Genomic DNA, 17,925 nt, shown 5'->3' on the forward strand with positions numbered 1-17,925 from the left:
ATATGAACAACCGATGTATTATAATCTAAAATAAACTAAAAACATGAAAACAGCAACAAAAACCACTGCTAAAACGACAGCAGCTTCAAGAGCTAAAAAAGCAACTCCTGCAACTAAAGGAGCTACTACCACAAGAACCAGAATGGTAAAAGCTAAGTCTACGGCTGCCGAGGGATTAAAAGAACTCTATATTGACTGTCTTAAAGATATTTACTGGGCAGAAAAAGCCTTAACAAAAGCGCTGCCTAAAATGGCAAAAAATGCAACTAATGAAAATTTGGTAGCGGCATTAGAAGACCATCTTACGGTAACTGAAGAGCAAATTTCAAGACTCGAAAAAGTATTTGAACTTATAGGTAAAAAAGCTGTTGCCAAAAAATGTGAAGCAATGGACGGACTTATAAAGGAAGGTCAGGATATTATGGAAAGCACTGAACCTGGAGCGGTTCGTGACGCCGGAATTATTGCTGCATCGCAAAAGATTGAACATTATGAAATTGCTACTTATGGCACCATTTGCGCTTTTGCAAAAACATTAGGGCAGGATGAAGCCGCTGCATTGCTTCATGAAACCCTTGCAGAGGAAAAAGAAGCTGATATAACGTTAACTGAAGCTGCTTACAACACAATCAATTTTGACGCTGCTGAAGAAGACGGTATGGAAATGTAATAAAATTTAAAAACGGGGTTAAAATTAACCCCGTTTTTTCTAAATATCCCGAATATCTATATCCCAGCTGATGTCAGGATTATAAATTAATTCTCCATTCTTTACTTGCAGCGGAGAATCAAAGTTATTAGTATATAATGCTCCTGTGCCTAATCCCTGCGGCATAGGATTGTTCTGAAGAAAAGTCCATTGTGCAATGGCATTAAGTCCTATGTTACTTTCCAAAGCTGACGTTATCCACCAGTCAATGCCTAGGCTTTCAGCGATATCAATCCATTCTTTAGAGCCTCTGAATCCACCAACAAGGCTTGGCTTCAAAATTATATATTGAGGCTTTATTTTTTCTAATAAACGCTTCTTTTTTTCATAACCGAAGACACCGATTAATTCTTCGTCTAAAGCGATTTCCAAAGGAGTTGTTGCGCATAACATTTCCATTACACTTAACTGCCCCTGTTTTACCGGCTGTTCTATGCTGTGCAGTTCGTAGGTTGCGATATGGTTTAGTTTGTCCAAAGCATCAACAGCAGAAAAAGCGCCATTTGCATCTACACGAATCTCAACTTGATCTTTATCAAAATTCTGTCGTATAAATTTAAGAAGGTTCAGTTCTTTCTGAAAATCTATAGCCCCAATCTTTAACTTAATGCATTTAAAACCCTGAGCCAACTTTTCCTCAATCTGCTGTTTCATGTACTGTTCCTCGCCCATCCAAACTAATCCGTTTATTGGAATGTTTTTAGTTCCATCAGTAAATTCGGAAGGAAACAATATATATGGAGATTCTGATCCAAGCGATTGAAAAGCCATTTCTATCCCGAACTGAATAGACGGGAATTCAATAAGGGCATCCCACAATGCTTCTTCACCTAAATGGATGTTGTTACAAACCCATTTTAATTTTTCTTCATAATCAGGCCTGTCGTCTATGCTCAATGAACGAAGTATTCCACACTCCCCTATTCCTTGTTTACCATCTTTTTCGAGAATGATAAACCAAGTTTCCTTCTGCGTTATAATACCACGCGATGTACCGCTTGGACGCTTAAAATCGAGAATATATTTAGTATAATGTGCTTCCATTCTTTTCTATTAGTCGCAAATCACAATGATTTGTAAAACAAGGGGCTATAACTCGATTGAACCGCCTATTTCGAGAAGCATTAAATCTTTGCCTTTATTGAAAAATTTCTTAATAGCGTCTTCCTTATCAATTTTGATGTATCCGAAGGTATCATAATGGTAACCTAAAATCTTGTCACATTCAAGGAAGTCAGAAGCTATAATAGCATCTTCAACATCCATAGTAAAGTTGTTTCCTAACGGCAGGATGGCAAGATCTAATTTTGTGCGCATAGGAATAAGCTTCATATCAAAGGTTACCGACGTATCCCCTGCTATATAAATATTTTTATGCTCCCCTTCAATCACAAAACCTCCGGGGTTACCGCCATAGCTACCGTCAGGGAAAGAACTTGAATGGTGCCCTACCACGTATTTTACCTTACCAAAATCGAAATTCCAGCTTCCGCCATGATTCATTGGGTGAACGTTATGCCCTTTTTTCTCAAAGTAAGAGGTAATCTCTGCATTAGACACGATTACTGCGCCAGTATTCTTGGCAATTGCTTCTACATCTAAGATATGGTCGCCATGTGCATGGGTAAGAAGTATGTAGTCAGCTTTAAGCTGCATGATGTCTATATGTTTTGAAAGTTCATTTGCTGTAATGTAAGGGTCAACTATTATGTGCTTTCCGCCAACTTCAATCCCTAAGCTGGCGTGTCCGTAAAATGTAATTTTCATAAGTATGTTTTTTATTAATTGGAAATTCTAAATTTAAAACTGTAGCACTATACAAAGTAATACAGAAAGAAAAAATGTACCCAACGCTACTTTTTTAAGCTCCGGGTCAAGGTCGCGCGGCACAGTATTTTTAGCCACCGTTTTTATATGCAGTATAAAAGGTACGTATGCTATTAAAAATAAATACTGTACGGGTTTAAAATTTGATAAGACTGCAAAAGTGAGCATTAGACCCAAGGCTAATATAATTACCGCGTAGTGGTATATTTTGGCATTTTTTGCCCCCATTTTCACGACAATTGTATTTTTACCCGAAAGTGCATCTGACACCTGATCACGCATATTGTTAAGGTTTAGTACTGCTACACTAAGTAAGCCTACTGTTATTGCCGGCAGCACCACAAGGCTGTCTACCTTTTGGGCAAATAGGAAATAACAGCCGATAACGCTTACTAGCCCGAAAAATATAAAAACGAACAGGTCACCTAATCCTTTGTATCCATAAGCTGAATTACCAATTGTATATTTTATAGCAGCAGCAATTGCAGCAAGGCCAAGAACAAAAAAGAATACAGAATAGACGAAGTTTTCGCTCCCAAAAGATATGTATATTAAAACGATGGCTGCAATCAGTGTCAGTACCGAAGTAATTATTATGCCTTTTTTCATTTCCTGTACGGTTATTGCACCGCTTTGTATTGCACGCTGCGGACCTATACGGTTTTCATTATCAGTACCTTTCACGCCATCGCCATAGTCATTTGCAAAATTAGAAAGCACCTGTAGGCCTAATGTCGTAAGCAAAGCAAATCCAAGAATTGCATAATTACTGAATCCCTGCGAAAAGGCATAAAAGCAGCCTACAAGTATTCCTGAAACTGATAGTGGTAATGTTCTTAATCGTGCTGCCTGAAGCCAGGCTTTTGTATTTGCCATCGTATATAATAATCTAATTTTTAAATCTTATGTTGGATTTTACATCCATTGTCCTGTTCCTGTTTCCACCTGGTATAACCAATAATTTACCAGTTGCTTAAGTCTTGTGTAATTTGAAAGCCCAAATGACAGCGTGCCCCCCGCAGTATGCAGTGTTACGATACCGATATCTGAACCTTTATGCCAAAAATACTGTTTTATAGAAATCGTTTGTATTTTGTCCGGAACTATAAATTCCCTGTCAATGTCCCATGCGCCGCTTTGTTTGATAATAAAATCATCAGACACAAAAAGCCTGTAATGCCTGAACCCGAAATAAATAAGGACTCCAACAAATAAAGCATATAAAGGCAAAAATACGATGTATTCCTTTATTGACGGATAAACAAGAAAGGCAAGTAGCAAATAAACACCCAGCGGAATTACGAGGAAGATTATAGTTTCCATGATAATCTTGCGTAAACTTGGTTTCAGGGCCGTACCTTTTTCCGGAATCTTTCCTAACAGAAATTTGAGTAGCATATCTTTTTCTTCATGACTGCATCCCGGAATTTCAATTGCTGTCTTTTTCTGATCCCGGTCATTAGCCTCAACACCTGATGCCTGCCTTATTTTTAAATCGTTCATGTTGAATTTCTTCTGAAAGAAATTATTACCAACTGTAACGATCTGAACTTTGTTGGGGCGCAGTATCGTGTTCTTTGTATTTAATAACCCGTAAGATAGCAGCAGCGAATCATGTTGTTTTGTAATCCTGAAATTATAATACCTTACTATTGTGCGGACAAGATTTATAATCAGTGTTAAAACCATTATGCCTAAAATTATAAATGTTATAAAGCGCAGCAGTATTTCGGGATTTATATATTCATCCAATGGATCTTCATCATATCCGGCTGCTTCTATAAAATCTTCTATATATTGAAATGAAGTAATTATAAACGCCAGCAAAAGAGCGAAACTCCTTGTGTAGTTTGACGTAATACCTGTCTTAAATAAACTTAATAGGCTTATTTGTATGAATGGATGCACTGATTTTGCATCACTATCCTCTTTGGCATTGTTAGTATTGTCTTTAGAATATCCTGCTTCTAACAGCCTGTCTTTTAATGATAGCGCGGTTTCATGATTTATAGCCCTTATAGATACTTCCTTGCCGCTGCTGCCTGCAGTATCCACTTCAAGGGCATGCACGCCAATTATCTTTTGGATAAGCGACTGGTTAATGTTAACCTGCTGAATTTTATCAAGAGGAATTGCTATGCGGCTTTTATTCCATATTCCTTTTCGTATTACAAATTCTTCGTTTCCCTCATCAAGAAAAAAAGTGAAGTTTCGATACCTTAAATAGGCAATAATACATATTCCTAAAAGTATCGTAACGATAACAGCCCACAAAGCAGCACGGCCGAATTGGTCAATTTTGTAGACCCAAACTATTAAAAAAGGCCAAAGCGCACGCAGAGCACTTTGAAAAGTATCGGCAAACATAATAACCACACCTATAAGTGACTGGCGCTGCGGTTCGCTAAAGTTACTCTTCATTCGATACCTCATTAATTATTTTACCCATAAGCAGCAGTTTTATCTTTTCTGCCTGCTCTTTTTCTATACCCGGTATCTGAATATCACTCTTGTCGCCACCGGCAGTAAATATTTCTATTGATGCAAGCCCAAACGCCCTTGATATAAAACCTTCATGCAATGCAACGTGCTGTACCCTGTTGTAGGGAATGATAGTTGTAGTAATTGCTATAGCGCCGCTTTTATAAATAGCATCGTGAGTACGAAATGCATATCCCTTATTCCTGAAACTTAAAAGTGATACTAAAATAGATAGAATTACAACCAATGCGTACAAAATCGCAACAGGAATCCAATATTTATTCAGTTCATTAATAAAATAAAATGCTACTCCTGCGCATATCGCAATTGTGCCATATACCAATGCGTAATTAAACCATATCACTTTTAGGTAAGACGGCTGCAAACGGGTTAAACGCACATCTTCAAAACGCGGTAGTGCAGAAAGATCTATTGGTTCGTTTATGTAATTTTCCATTTTGAAGGAGTATTTAAAAGCGATATGTTCCGTGCCAAAAAGTTGAACACGGAACATATTAATTTAAGCTGTAATTATGGTATCCATTTAATATCCCTGAAGTTAGGCTTTCTCTTTTCAAGAAACGCATCGCGACCTTCCTTTGCCTCTTCGGTCATATAGGTTAATCGTGTAGCTTCTCCTGCAAATACCTGCTGCCCAACCATTCCGTCATCGGTAAGGTTAAAGGCAAATTTCAACATTTTTATAGATGTAGGGGATTTATCTAGTATCTCCTGTGCCCAGGAATACGCAGTATCTTCAAGTTCATCATGAGGAATAACTGCATTTACCATTCCCATTTCGTAAGCTTCCTGAGCCGAATAGTTGCGGCCTAAAAAGAATATTTCACGTGCACGTTTCTGCCCAACCATTTTGGCAAGATAAGCAGATCCGTAACCACCGTCAAAGCTGGTTACATCGGCATCAGTCTGTTTAAAAATAGCGTGTTCCTTACTCGCAAGCGTTAAGTCGCAGATCACGTGAAGACTATGTCCTCCGCCTACTGCCCACCCCGGAACAACAGCAATTACAACTTTTGGCATGAAGCGGATAAGACGCTGTACTTCAAGTATGTTAAGGCGGTGCATACCATCGTCTCCCACATATCCCTGGTGGCCGCGTGCTTTTTGGTCACCTCCACTGCAAAATGAATAAATTCCGTCTTTAGATGATGGCCCTTCGGCAGAAAGAAGAACAACACCTATAGAGGTATCTTCCCTCGCATCAAGAAAAGCTTCAAAAAGCTCTGCTGTGGTTTTCGGTCGGAAAGCATTTCGTACATCCGGCCTGTTAAACGCGATACGCGCTACACCATCACACTTTTTATAGGTAATATCTTCAAACTCCTTTACAGTTTTCCAGTTTATATTGCTCATGCTTGTATAATAATTTACCGTAAAAATAAGTCATTTTTTGCATTCGCCAATAAAAATATGGCATCATAAGAAGGCTCTTACAGCTTTTAAAAATCATGTATAAATTCAATTATAAGATAATTTATTTAGACTCAAAACATTAACTATTTATTGAATAATAATTCGATTTTTTTAGTGTTAACCTTATCTAAAAAGCTCTTCAAAAGTTATGGTTTAATTATATTTGCGGTTTACCCGTTACTAAAAAATGAAGTTTACACGAATACTACCCTATATATTTGCATTAACCTGTGTTTCATGCCTAAAAGAAAAGTCTGAAGTTGCAGAAAATACAAAAAAAGAAGTTAACGATACCGTATTAAGGATTGCCCCGCTTGACGTTAAGCTTAATAAAGTCAGCTTAAAATACAAATCTGCCAAGACTAATAGTATTGATAATTTTTACCACAAATTATGGAGAAAAGACGACCTGAGCGGCGGATTTCTCGTGGCTAAAAACGGAAAGATACTCTATGAAAAGTATGGCGGATTTGCCAACAGGAGCAACAAGGTTGAGATTACTTCGCAAACACCTGTCCATTTAGCATCTGTAAGCAAGGTATTTACTGCTGCGCTTGTGCTAAAATTAATTGACCGTAATAAACTACAGCTGGATCAAAAGGTAAATACGCTGCTTCCTGAATTTCCTTATGAAGATATTACAGTGAGGATGCTTTTAAATCACAGGAGCGGCCTCCCAAACTACGCCTATTTTTGTGATGATAAAGCCATTTGGGATCGCAGTATGCTGACTAATCAGGATATACTGAACCTTTTTGCACAGCATAAATTCAATCTGTACTTTTTACCCGATAAAAAGTTTGGCTATTGTAATACCAATTACGCAATGCTTGCTCTGATCATAGAAAAGGTAACCCATATGAACTACCGTGAGGCTATGAAAAAGATAGTTTTTGAACCGCTGGGCATGAAGAACACTTACGTTTTTGATTATCAAAAAGACAGGGAAACCGCATCCCGATCGTATAAAGGTAATAACGTACTTTATGGCTACGATTTTCTTGACGACGTTTATGGCGATAAGAATATCTACTCCACGCCGCGCGATATGCTCAAATTTGACCTTGCAACATACTCTAAAAAATTCCTTAACCCTGAGCTTTATAAAGAAGTGTTCCAGGGATACAGTTACGAACACAAAGGAACTAAGAACTACGGGCTTGGTATACGCCTTCACGAATGGGAAACAGGAGAAAAATTATTTTATCATAATGGATGGTGGCACGGTAATACTACATCGTACGTAACTCTAAAAAAAGACACTGTAACCATTATTGCATTGTCCAATAAATTTTCTTATAAGCCTTATAAAGTATGGAAATTAGCGCCGTTATTTGGCCACTACCCTATAAAACCTGATAAAGACGACGAACTTGAATAATTTAAAGGCCCTTATTTTTAAGGGCTTTTTCGTTTATTAACTATTTCTGTTGACAATTAGTCTACCAACTTAGTAGACTAATAACTATATTTGCGATGGAAAAAATTAGTAAAATGGAAAAACTAAATTATCTTGCCTTTGCAATGCCTGCATTCTTCCTGTTTGTTTATATGGAATATAAGCTGGCACAACACAGAAAAAAAGCACACCTGTTCAAGTATGACAGCTCTATATCAAATGTTAGCATAGGTATTGCCGAAAGACTGATAAACCTGTTTGTTTCTGCCAGTTTTTATCAAGTGTATTATTGGGTGTATGATAATTATAGATTATTTACCGTTTCCTGTAACTGGGTGGTTTGGCTTGCCCTTATACTGGCTACAGATTTTGTGTGGTATTGGTACCACAGGCTTGGGCATGAAGTGAACATTTTTTGGGCAGCACATATTGTGCATCACCAGAGTGAAGAGTTTAACCTTACGGCTTCTGCTAGGATTACGACAATCCAGGCATTGATACGAACCGTTTTCTGGTGCATATTACCTTTTATGGGCTTTCACCCTACCATGGTCATCACGATGCTGCTCGTACATGGCGCGTATTCATTCTTTACACATACACAGGTATTAAACAGGGTAAAGTGGTTGGAATACGTTTTTATAACCCCGTCGCTGCATGGTGTACATCATGCCTCAGATGAAAAATACCTGGATAAGAACTATGGTGATATGTTTGTCTTTTGGGACAAGATGTTTGGTACGTTTCAGGTCGAGGAAGAACAGCCTAAATATGGGCTTACTCATTCTTTAAAAAGCTATAGCTTCCTTTGGATGCATTTTCATTACTATTTTGAGATATATGAATCGTATAGACGTGCTAATACTTTTAAAGGTAAGTGGAGCGCTGTTTTTGGGAGCCCTGCTGTAATGGATCAGGATATACGTCCTGAACTGGAAAAGAAATTTTTGCAGGACAGGCGATTACGATTAAAGGAATTAAAATTCAAAAATTACCTGACGCTGCAAATAGGTTTATCTGTGGCAATGCTTAGCTGGTTCACTTTTTTTTACAACACCCAAACTATCGCAGACAAGCTGTTTTATCTTAGCTTTATAATGATTACCCTTATCAATTGCGGGGCATTGCTTGAGCAGCGCAAATGGATTTATTACCTTGAATACTTCAGGCTTGCAATTCTATTCAGCTACCTTCTGTATTTAGAAGGCCACGCTGAATTATTATTGCTGCCGGTATTTGCACTTATTGCAGCCGAAAAGATATTCGCGCTAAGCAAATGGTATCAGGGTTATGTATTGCAAACCAAGTAAGCGCACTATTTACTCCCGCACGAGGTAAATGCCGTCTTCCTTAATTTCGATAAGTTTTTGCTTATAAAGTGTACCGATGGCTTTTTTAAAGGTCTTTTTGCTCATTTTTAGTACTGTCTTGATATCCTCAGGATGGCTGTCATCGTTTAAACGAAGAAAACCACGATTAGCTCGAAGTTCGTCAAGCACTATCTCGGCATTAGGTTCAATGCCCTCAAAGCCCTGTTTTTGCAGGGTAACGTCAATTTTTTTATCAGGACGAATGTTTTTGATATAGCCTTTCATCCTGTCACCGGTGCGTACGTCATCATACACCTGATCTTTATACAATAAGCCTTTGTGCTGCTCATTAATGATCACATTGATACCCATCTCCGTAATATGCGAAATGATAAGATCTACTTCTTCACCGTTTTCAACGGTTAGCTCATCATTTTTAAGGAACTGATTGATCTTACTGGTACCTACAAGCCTGTTCGATTTTTCGTCAAGGTACATGTAAACAAGGTAACGCTTGCCTTTTTCCATTTCACGAGCCTGCTCACGAAAAGGCACAAACAAATCCTTCTCTAGCCCCATATCAAGGAACGCTCCGAACTTATTAGTGAAATTTACGCGAAGTAATGCGAATTCGTTTAGGTAAATATAAGGCTCAAGCGTTGTAGCTACAGGACGCTCCTCCTGATCCAGGTACACGAATACAATTAGTTCTTCGTCTATCTCAAATTCATTCGGCACATATTTATTCGGCAATAATATGTCTTCTTTTCCGTCACTAAGATAAAGTCCAACCTGTGTATCCCTTACAATCTTAAGCGTATTGTATTTTCCTATTTCGATCATTCGTATAAATTTCAGCTGCAAAGGTACGAAGAATAGGGTAATCTTTACTAAGGTTATTAAATAACAAAGCCGGCTTAAAACCGGCTTGTTATTCTATGTTAGTTCCTTAAAATACTGCAGCAATATCTTGTCATTTTCCAGCATAGGTGTAAACACTTCCAGGATTTTAGGCTGGGTTCCGTTTTGCATGAATGTTTCTAATGCTGTAGTTAATCCGTTTTCATCACGTGCTGTATCGTAACTAAACCCATACATTTTTGCAAGATGTTCAGCAGTAAGATTATGAGCCGTTTCAAAATACGTATTAAAGACCGGTGTTTCTGCATGGCCGGGCAATATCCTGAAGATACCCCCTCCTCCATTATTGATCACAATAATTTTAAAATCTTTAGGAATGTAGTTGTTCCAAAGTGCATTACTGTCGTACAGAAAACTGATATCTCCTGTTATTAGCAGTGTTTCTTTACCACTTGCCACAGCTGCTCCGACTGCCGTAGAGCTGCTGCCATCTATACCGCTTGTGCCCCTGTTGCAAAAAACCTCTACAGAATCTTTTACATTAAATAACTGAAGGTAACGTATTGCAGAACTGTTACTTATTTGCAATTGCGAATTTTCGTTAAGCGCCGGAAGTATAACTTCAAAAGCTTTGAAATCTGAGAAAGGAATCGTTGCGAGATACTCGTCATGTTTTATTTTCCTGAAGGCATTAAGCTCCTGTGCCATTTGGTTGTAACCACTTTCGACCATTATTGTTTTTGGCAGAAAATCAGAAAAGAAAGTATTGGCATCTTCTTCAAAATGTTTAGTAAGCGCGCCAAAGGTATCGTAAGCCCTTAGTGTATCAATGTGCCAATGATCAGTCGGTTTGTATTTTCTAAGCCACGCCTTAACACGTTTAGAAACTACCATTCCCCCAAAAGTTACTAATATTTCAGGGCTGTAGGCCTCAAAATTTTCAACTGTAAACGGTGTAATTATAGTATCTATACTATTCAGGAATGTCTCATGATGCAGGTTAGACGTGGTTTCTACCATCACGACTACCGATGGATCTTTAGCTAAATGTTCAATTACACCTGCGTCAATAGTATTAGGATCATTAACACCTACCAGGACCAACTTTTTCTTAGCAGTATTCCACTTATCAATATATAAAGTAAGATCTTCTTTAAAAGGCTCTTCAACGATTGTATCAAATACTTGTGACTGTACAGAAAGGGCTGTAACCGTTTCATACAATGGTTCTTCAAAAGGAGCATTAATATGTACCGGGCCCTTTTGCAATACAGCTATATTTATAGCTTCGTTTATGAGCCTGTCGTTCTCGGTAGAAGCATCCTCTAAAAGATTGGCTGTATAAGCAATGTGGTTAGCGTATACATTTTCCTGACGGATAGTCTGCCCGTCACCTATATCAATCTTATCGTGCGGCCTGTCGGCAGAGATAACAATAAGCGGAATCTGACTGTAAAAAGCCTCCGCAACGGCAGGATAATAATTAAGCAATGCTGATCCTGAGGTACAAACAACAGCAACAGGTTTCTTAAGCTGCTGCGCCATGCCTAAAGCAAAAAATGCTGCCGAACGCTCATCTGCTACGCTATAGCAGTTAAAGTTTGGGTTATTGGCAAAACCTATGGTCAGGGGAGCATTGCGCGATCCCGGAGAGATTACAATATCTGTAACTCCTTTGGCAAGGCATATTTCTAATATGCTTTGTGCCAAAGGTATTTTAGGATAGATCATTTTTAGGAGTTTAAGTAATCAGGGCCCGGGATTTTTAATTTCCGGGCCCTGAATGTATTTTGTTATGCTTTAATCCAGTTTACGATCTCAGCATCTGTAGGAAGCGTTCTTGGGCTTATTACTTTTACAAGTTCACCTTTTTCGTTGATAAGGTATTTTTGGAAATTCCATTCTACCTCGCTGTCCTGAAGTCCGTTTTTACTTTTTTGAGTAAGAAACTGATAGATTGGCGCCATATCATCTCCTTTAACTGATATCTTATCCATCATTGGAAAAGTGACACCATAATTCAGCTGGCAGAATTCAGCGATTTCTTTGTTTGTGCCGGGCTCCTGTGCAGCAAAGTTATTTGCAGGGAAACCTACAATTACAAAACCTTTGTCTTTATAGTCTTTGTACAATGCCTCTAGGTCTTTGTACTGAGGCGTAAGTCCGCATTTAGACGCAGTATTTACTATCATTACTTTTTTACCTTTAAGTGAAGCAAAATCAAATTCTTTTCCGCTAAGGTCAGTAACTTTAAACCCGTATATGTTTGATGCCGACATAGTTTTAGTTGTTTCTTTTGTGGTTTTAATTTTTTTAGTCTGAGCCTGGTTCTGGCAGCTAAATAATAAAGCTGCACCCATCACTGCAATTGCAAATTTTTTCATCGTTTAATTTTTAATGATCTAAAATTACGAAAAATTACTTCTTAAAATATTTCCTGTACTGTACATATGCGAGTGTTCCTATAATAAATACGCCAATAGCCATGTAAAGGAAATATACTGGTGTCCTTACCTCACCACTAGCATACGAATGCAGTCCTGTAAGGTAGAAATTTACCCCAAAATAAGTCATTAGTATAGAGGCAAAGGCCAAAACGCTAAAGAAGTTAAATATCCATGAACCTCTTAACGCAGGAACAAAACGCATGTGTATTACAAAGGCATATACCATAATACTTACCAGCGCCCAGGTTTCTTTAGGATCCCATCCCCAGTAGCGCCCCCAACTTTCATTAGCCCATTGCCCGCCAAGGAAGTTGCCAATAGACAACATCACAAGTCCTACGGTAAGCGTCATTTCATTTATATAAGTAAGCTCTTTTATATTGAGTTCCATTTTTACCTTGTTCTTATCGTTAGTAAATATCATAAGGATAAGAGAAACAAGACCTAAAATCATGCCTAATGTAAATGGTCCGTAACAACCTACAATAACCGCAACGTGAATCATAAGCCAGTACGAGTTAAGTACAGGCACAAGATTACCTATTTCAGGGTCAGTCCAGCTTTGATGCGCAACCCACAGTACCATAGCTGCCACAAAGGCTGTTGAAGCAACTGTAAGCTCTGATCTGTTTTCGGATGAAAAACGAAATACTGAACGAATGCCCGAAGTAAAACTGATTTGTTTGAATCCAAATCCAAAAGCAAGGCCGAAGAACGTCGTTGCCCAGGCAACATAAATAACAGATTCGTAGGCATTACTCCAGGGCGCGTGGCCAGATATATACCATCGCGCAATAAGTCCCGCAGTATGCAAAAGGAAAAGCAAGCCAACTATTATATTAAAAATTTGAACTGTTACACTAACCCATTTACGTGAGTTGAATATTTTTATAATAGCAAACAGGAACATTAAAATACCTGCTAATGCATAATAACTATAAAGCTTTTTAAAGATATCATATTTATTATATAAAATTTCCGTGTTTACTTTATCGTCACTTGGCATGATACTGGCCCCATACTTATGCTGGTATTTAGTCAGGCCTTCAAGAAGGCTGTTTGCAAGCTTGTAGTCATTATTCTGGCTTGCCTCGGCTAACGCCTGTATATAAAATGGCAAAACATTTTTAATCTTGTCAAGCTCGGGGTTTTTAACCTGAGGGATTTCAAGATAAGAAACCCATTTATTTCCTTTATCATTTGGAACAGGATATACTTTTAATATCTGCCCTGTTAATGCAGAATATAAAAGGTTTATCCTTTTATCGATATCCATGTAATCTTTCTCAAACTCATTAGCTTCTTTTACTCGGTACGCTTTTTCAAGTATTTTTGTAAGCTTGTAATTACCCTGTGCATCAAAAAAGTCAGATAGCGCAGCAAATTTTGCTTCTTTTTCAAGTCCGGCGACTATCCTTAAGCTATCGTTACCTCTTTTAAGCTGAATAATCGGCACACTAAACCACATTTGGTCCATCATGGCCATAGAAAGGAATACCTGGTCTGAATTAAGCCCTTTGTACGTATCGCTCTTGCTCACTTTTCTTAAAAGTTCTGAAGAGAATGTATTAATAGGCTTCATCCTTCCCCCTGCATCCTGAATGATCATTCGGCCAAATTTAGCAGCATGTTCTTCGCTAACCTTGTACTTCAAGATGATAGAATCCATTTGTGCCTCGGTAGGCTGATCGTGCATGTGGTTTTGAGAATACCCCGTAAACACAAATAAGAAAAATGCAATTGCAGATAGCGCGGCTTTCTTTGCCTTAACCTTATCCAGTTTGTGTTTAAGGTCGCCAAATCGCGTATTTTTATCAAATAATATTGCCATAAGACCAATGTATAATAAGAAGTACCCAATGTAGCTTATCCAGGTACCGTAAAAATCATGGCTAACAGAAAGATTAGTTCCTTTTTCATCAGGATCAAAACCTGACTGAAAGAATCTGTAACCGTTATAATCAAGTACGTGGTTCATATAGATTCGGGCATCAAAAGTCGTGTTCTGCTCTTTGTCTTCAACAGTAACCTTGCTTTCGAACGATTCGTAGCTTGACTCAGTACCCGGATATTTATTAGCAATGAAATCATTCAGCTTTATGGCAAAAGGAAGCGTATAAGTCCTGCTGCCATACATAAGCGTATATTCCAGTTTGCCTAATTTGAATGATTGCGGTACACCCATTTTGGCTTTACCGCCTAAAAGCGTTACCTCTTTTTCCTCCCCTTCTGATTTCACTACAACAGTAAGTGCCGATTCTTCTTTAGTCTTAAAATCTTTACTCGCTATATAGTCAACCTTTCCTTTGATTGGTGCATCAGGAAATACAAAACGTGCGTTTGCGACATTATATAAGGAACGGAACATCAGCGGCTGATCGGCATCTTTGACTACATCTCCAGTAGCTTTATCTGCCATTCGCATATAATCTCCTTCAAATGGGGTTTTGATGGTATATTTACCATCTTTGATAGTAATGTTTATTGCCCCTTCAGTAGGGATATTAAGCGCAAAAAGAAGGTTATGTATGTTTTGTACCTCTCCTTCTTTAAGGTAATGCTCATGGCGGCCTCCGTCTCCGGCTTCAACCAGTTTCAGGTAGTAAATTCCTTTAGGATCTTCTGCAACTGTTTCTTTTGCGCCAAGCTTAAAATCCTTGTATTCTACGTCAAACGGGATATCAGCAAACTTTTCAGAGATAGAGAAGTTATTATTTGCTACTGGAGAAAGAAGCAGGTGTTCTTCAAACGTCCTGCGACGCATTTCTCCCTCATATTCACCATCAACAAATACTGTAAGATATGTTTTATCAGAATAAAAACGGCTCTCGGCAGCACCTTCCCTTATTGGCATCATACCTTCATAGCTGATGTAACGCGTAACAAACGCACCTATGATAATGAATATAAACGAAAGGTGAAGCAGCAAAGTGGCCCACTTTTCCTTTTTATGAAGCTGGTAGCGTTTAATATTACCAAAAAAGTTAATCACAAACAGCAGCATGATGGCTTCAAACCATTTTGCGTTGTAAATGAATATACGTGCAGTATCTGTGTTATAAGCGTCTTCTATAAATGTACCAATACCCATTGCAAGTGCAAAAACGAGAAAAAGTACAGCCATTAAACGTGTTGAGGAAAAGAACGAAATAATTTTATCCATGAGCGCGGAAAGTTGTTTTTGTAAATCGTTGCAAAAGTACTTAAAACTTAAATCTCAATCCCGATTTTATTGAAAAAAATGACCAATTCACAATGTCAAATATTTTTTTTGTAATAATGATAAGTTCGGTATATTTGACGTTTGCGCTTACTTAAACAACTATTACCCAATTAACCTATACAATTAATGAGAATAAACAAATTCCTATTGTTTTTCTGCTTTAGCGGATTGGCTGCTTTTGCGCAGGAGATACTCCCTAACAATCAGTCAAAATTTGATGACGTTATGTACCGTCGAGGTAACACTTACCGTACAGCGTCGGGCGTTCCCGGACCGGAATACTGGCAAAACAGGGCAGATTATGCTATTGATGCCGAGTTTAATGATAAAGCCGGTACCCTTAAAGGAAAGCTGACCCTAACTTATCACAACAATAGCCCTGAAGATCTTAGCTATGTATGGATGTATGTGGAACAAAACCGCTTTACTGCAGATTCCCGTGGTACATTGACAACCCCTATTGACGGCAGAAACCGTTATGCAGGTGATACCGATGGTGGTTTTAAGATCACAGGACTTTCTGCTAAAGTTAAGGGAGAGGCGTCTTCAAGATTCCTGGTTACCGATACCCGTATGCAGGTGTTCTTTAATGAGCCTATTGCTTCTAAAGGTGGTGTAGCTACCGTAAGCATGGATTTTGAATTTAAGATTCCTGAGGAAGGGATGGATCGCATGGGCCAGCTGAAAACCAAAGATGGCGTTGTATATTCCATGGCACAATGGTATCCGCGTGTCGCCGTTTTTGATGATGTAACAGGATGGAATACCGAACCTTATCTTGGAGCAGGCGAATTCTATCTTGATTATGGCGACTATGATTATAAAGTAACCGTTCCTTATGATTATATTGTTGTAGGTTCAGGAGAGCTTGCAAACCCTAAAGAAGCACTATCAAAGGAACTGGTAAGCCGTTGGGAAAAAGCAGCACAAAGTGATAAGACTGTTTTCCTTATCTCTGCTAACGAAGTTGGAAACACTAAAGTAACACGACCTGTACAAAACGGAAAAGTTACATGGCATTTTAAAATGAAGAACAGCCGCGATGTTGCATTTGCAATGTCTAAAGCATTTATATGGGATGCGTCACGTATCAACCTGCCAAGCGGTAAAAAATCAGTATCACAATCGGTATATACTAAAGAAAGTGCCGGCGATAAAGCCTGGGGACGTTCTACAGAATATACTAAAGCCTCTATAGAACATTATTCTACAAAATGGTTTGAATATCCTTATCCAAATGCAGTAAACGTTGCATCAAACGTTGGCGGTATGGAGTATCCAGGCTTATCATTCTGCCACGCTTCAAGCCATGGACAGGATCTTTGGGAAGTGACCGATCACGAGTTTGGCCATAACTGGTTCCCTATGATCGTAGGTTCTAACGAACGCCGTTATGCATGGATGGATGAAGGTTTCAATACCTTTATTAACTACTACAGCACATTAGCATTTAACAATGGAGAATACCCTACCGACGCTGCCAAAGGCCGTAACGGAGTATTTTGGTTCAAATCAAAATACAGGGAGAGTATCGCTACATATCCTGACGTGGCAAGGCCCATGAACTTAGGCTATACAGCATATTCTAAACCTGCAACAGGTCTTATCCTGCTTCGTGAATACATACTTGGCCCTGAACGTTTTGATTATGCATTTAAGGCATACATTAAAAACTGGTCTTACAAACATCCACAGCCTTCAGATTTCTTTAATGCAATGGATAATGGCGCCGGAGAGAATCTTAACTGGTTTTGGAGAGGCTGGTTTATGGGCAGCGGAAACATAGATCTTGGCGTTACAAAAGTGGTTCAGAATGCTGATAACGCTATTATCACCTTTATAAACAAAGGCGATGTACCAATGCCGGTAGTGTTTAAAGTTGTTTATGATGACGATACAAAAGAAACCAAAACCCTGCCTGTAGAAATATGGCAGCGTACGAATGAATGGAACTACATGCTTAACTCCGCTAAAAAAGTGAAAGCTATAGATATTGATCCGTTGCGACTTCTTCCTGATATCGATTCCAGCGATAATTCCTGGATAAAACAATAACAAAAAAGGCGGTTTAGTAACATAAACCGCCTTTTAATGTTACGCTTTTGGTTCTCAAAACGCCGTTTTTGTGCGTAAAATTAGAGTAAGCTAAAAATCTGTAAATCAATCTTTTGTAAAATAATGTTGCGCATTTGGTTTTTCGATTTTAAGCACAAAAAGCCTGCTAAGATTTTTCA

The 17,925-nt window shown here is 38.5% G+C and carries 14 protein-coding genes; 4 read left to right on the top strand and 10 right to left on the bottom strand.

Going from position 1 to position 17,925, the window contains the following annotated elements:
* Positions 1 to 43: 43 nt before the first annotated feature.
* Positions 44 to 670: a ferritin-like domain-containing protein gene (locus R1T16_RS01500; RefSeq protein WP_317499287.1), complete on the top strand. Its 627-nt coding sequence runs from the start codon at positions 44 to 46 to the stop codon at positions 668 to 670.
* 39 nt (positions 671 to 709) lie between these two features.
* On the opposite strand, the gene R1T16_RS01505 is transcribed toward R1T16_RS01500, so the two are convergent.
* The 6 genes from R1T16_RS01505 to R1T16_RS01530 form a co-directional block, all read right to left on the bottom strand.
* Positions 710 to 1,753, bottom strand: coding sequence for an o-succinylbenzoate synthase (locus R1T16_RS01505; RefSeq protein WP_317499288.1), 1,044 nt, complete (start codon positions 1,751 to 1,753; stop codon positions 710 to 712).
* A 45-nt stretch (positions 1,754 to 1,798) separates the two neighbouring features.
* Entirely contained in the window at positions 1,799 to 2,476 is a 678-nt protein-coding gene (locus tag R1T16_RS01510; protein ID WP_317499289.1) for a metal-dependent hydrolase, read from the bottom strand.
* A 33-nt stretch (positions 2,477 to 2,509) separates the two neighbouring features.
* Positions 2,510 to 3,412: a 1,4-dihydroxy-2-naphthoate octaprenyltransferase gene (menA, locus tag R1T16_RS01515; RefSeq protein ID WP_317499290.1), complete on the bottom strand. Its 903-nt coding sequence runs from the start codon at positions 3,410 to 3,412 to the stop codon at positions 2,510 to 2,512.
* Positions 3,413 to 3,451: 39 nt separating this feature from the next.
* Positions 3,452 to 4,957, bottom strand: a complete 1,506-nt coding sequence (locus R1T16_RS01520) for a PH domain-containing protein (protein WP_317499291.1) — start codon at positions 4,955 to 4,957, stop codon at positions 3,452 to 3,454.
* On the bottom strand, positions 4,947 to 5,474 hold the full coding sequence (locus tag R1T16_RS01525; protein WP_317499292.1) for a PH domain-containing protein: 528 nt from the start codon (positions 5,472 to 5,474) through the stop codon (positions 4,947 to 4,949). Before R1T16_RS01525 ends, R1T16_RS01520 begins: the two co-directional genes overlap by 11 nt.
* 74 nt (positions 5,475 to 5,548) lie before the next feature.
* Positions 5,549 to 6,391 (bottom strand): 1,4-dihydroxy-2-naphthoyl-CoA synthase, encoded by an 843-nt coding sequence (locus R1T16_RS01530; protein WP_317499293.1) that lies wholly within the window; start codon positions 6,389 to 6,391, stop codon positions 5,549 to 5,551.
* A 247-nt stretch (positions 6,392 to 6,638) separates the two neighbouring features.
* Between R1T16_RS01530 and R1T16_RS01535 the strand changes: the two genes are divergently transcribed.
* Both R1T16_RS01535 and R1T16_RS01540 read left to right on the top strand, forming a co-directional pair.
* Positions 6,639 to 7,832 (top strand): serine hydrolase domain-containing protein, encoded by a 1,194-nt coding sequence (locus tag R1T16_RS01535; protein ID WP_317499294.1) that lies wholly within the window; start codon positions 6,639 to 6,641, stop codon positions 7,830 to 7,832.
* Positions 7,833 to 7,945: 113 nt separating this feature from the next.
* Positions 7,946 to 9,160, top strand: a complete 1,215-nt coding sequence (locus tag R1T16_RS01540; protein WP_317499295.1) for a sterol desaturase family protein — start codon at positions 7,946 to 7,948, stop codon at positions 9,158 to 9,160.
* A gap of 9 nt (positions 9,161 to 9,169) precedes the next feature.
* Here the strand turns inward: R1T16_RS01540 and R1T16_RS01545 are convergent, their stop codons facing one another.
* From R1T16_RS01545 to ccsA, 4 genes are all read right to left on the bottom strand, one after another.
* Entirely contained in the window at positions 9,170 to 10,003 is an 834-nt protein-coding gene (locus R1T16_RS01545) for a S1 RNA-binding domain-containing protein (protein ID WP_317499296.1), read from the bottom strand.
* Positions 10,004 to 10,096: 93 nt separating this feature from the next.
* On the bottom strand, positions 10,097 to 11,752 hold the full coding sequence (gene menD, locus R1T16_RS01550; protein ID WP_317499297.1) for a 2-succinyl-5-enolpyruvyl-6-hydroxy-3-cyclohexene-1-carboxylic-acid synthase: 1,656 nt from the start codon (positions 11,750 to 11,752) through the stop codon (positions 10,097 to 10,099).
* Positions 11,753 to 11,814: 62 nt separating this feature from the next.
* On the bottom strand, positions 11,815 to 12,405 hold the full coding sequence (locus R1T16_RS01555) for a glutathione peroxidase (RefSeq protein WP_317499298.1): 591 nt from the start codon (positions 12,403 to 12,405) through the stop codon (positions 11,815 to 11,817).
* 34 nt (positions 12,406 to 12,439) lie between these two features.
* On the bottom strand, positions 12,440 to 15,631 hold the full coding sequence (ccsA, locus tag R1T16_RS01560; protein WP_317499299.1) for a cytochrome c biogenesis protein CcsA: 3,192 nt from the start codon (positions 15,629 to 15,631) through the stop codon (positions 12,440 to 12,442).
* Positions 15,632 to 15,817: 186 nt separating this feature from the next.
* Between ccsA and R1T16_RS01565 the strand changes: the two genes are divergently transcribed.
* Positions 15,818 to 17,746, top strand: a complete 1,929-nt coding sequence (locus R1T16_RS01565) for a M1 family metallopeptidase (RefSeq protein WP_317499300.1) — start codon at positions 15,818 to 15,820, stop codon at positions 17,744 to 17,746.
* Positions 17,747 to 17,925 lie beyond the last annotated feature (179 nt).

It is taken from the genome of Flavobacterium sp. DG1-102-2, from assembly GCF_033042555.1.
Classification (GTDB): Bacteria; Bacteroidota; Bacteroidia; order Flavobacteriales; family Flavobacteriaceae; genus Flavobacterium.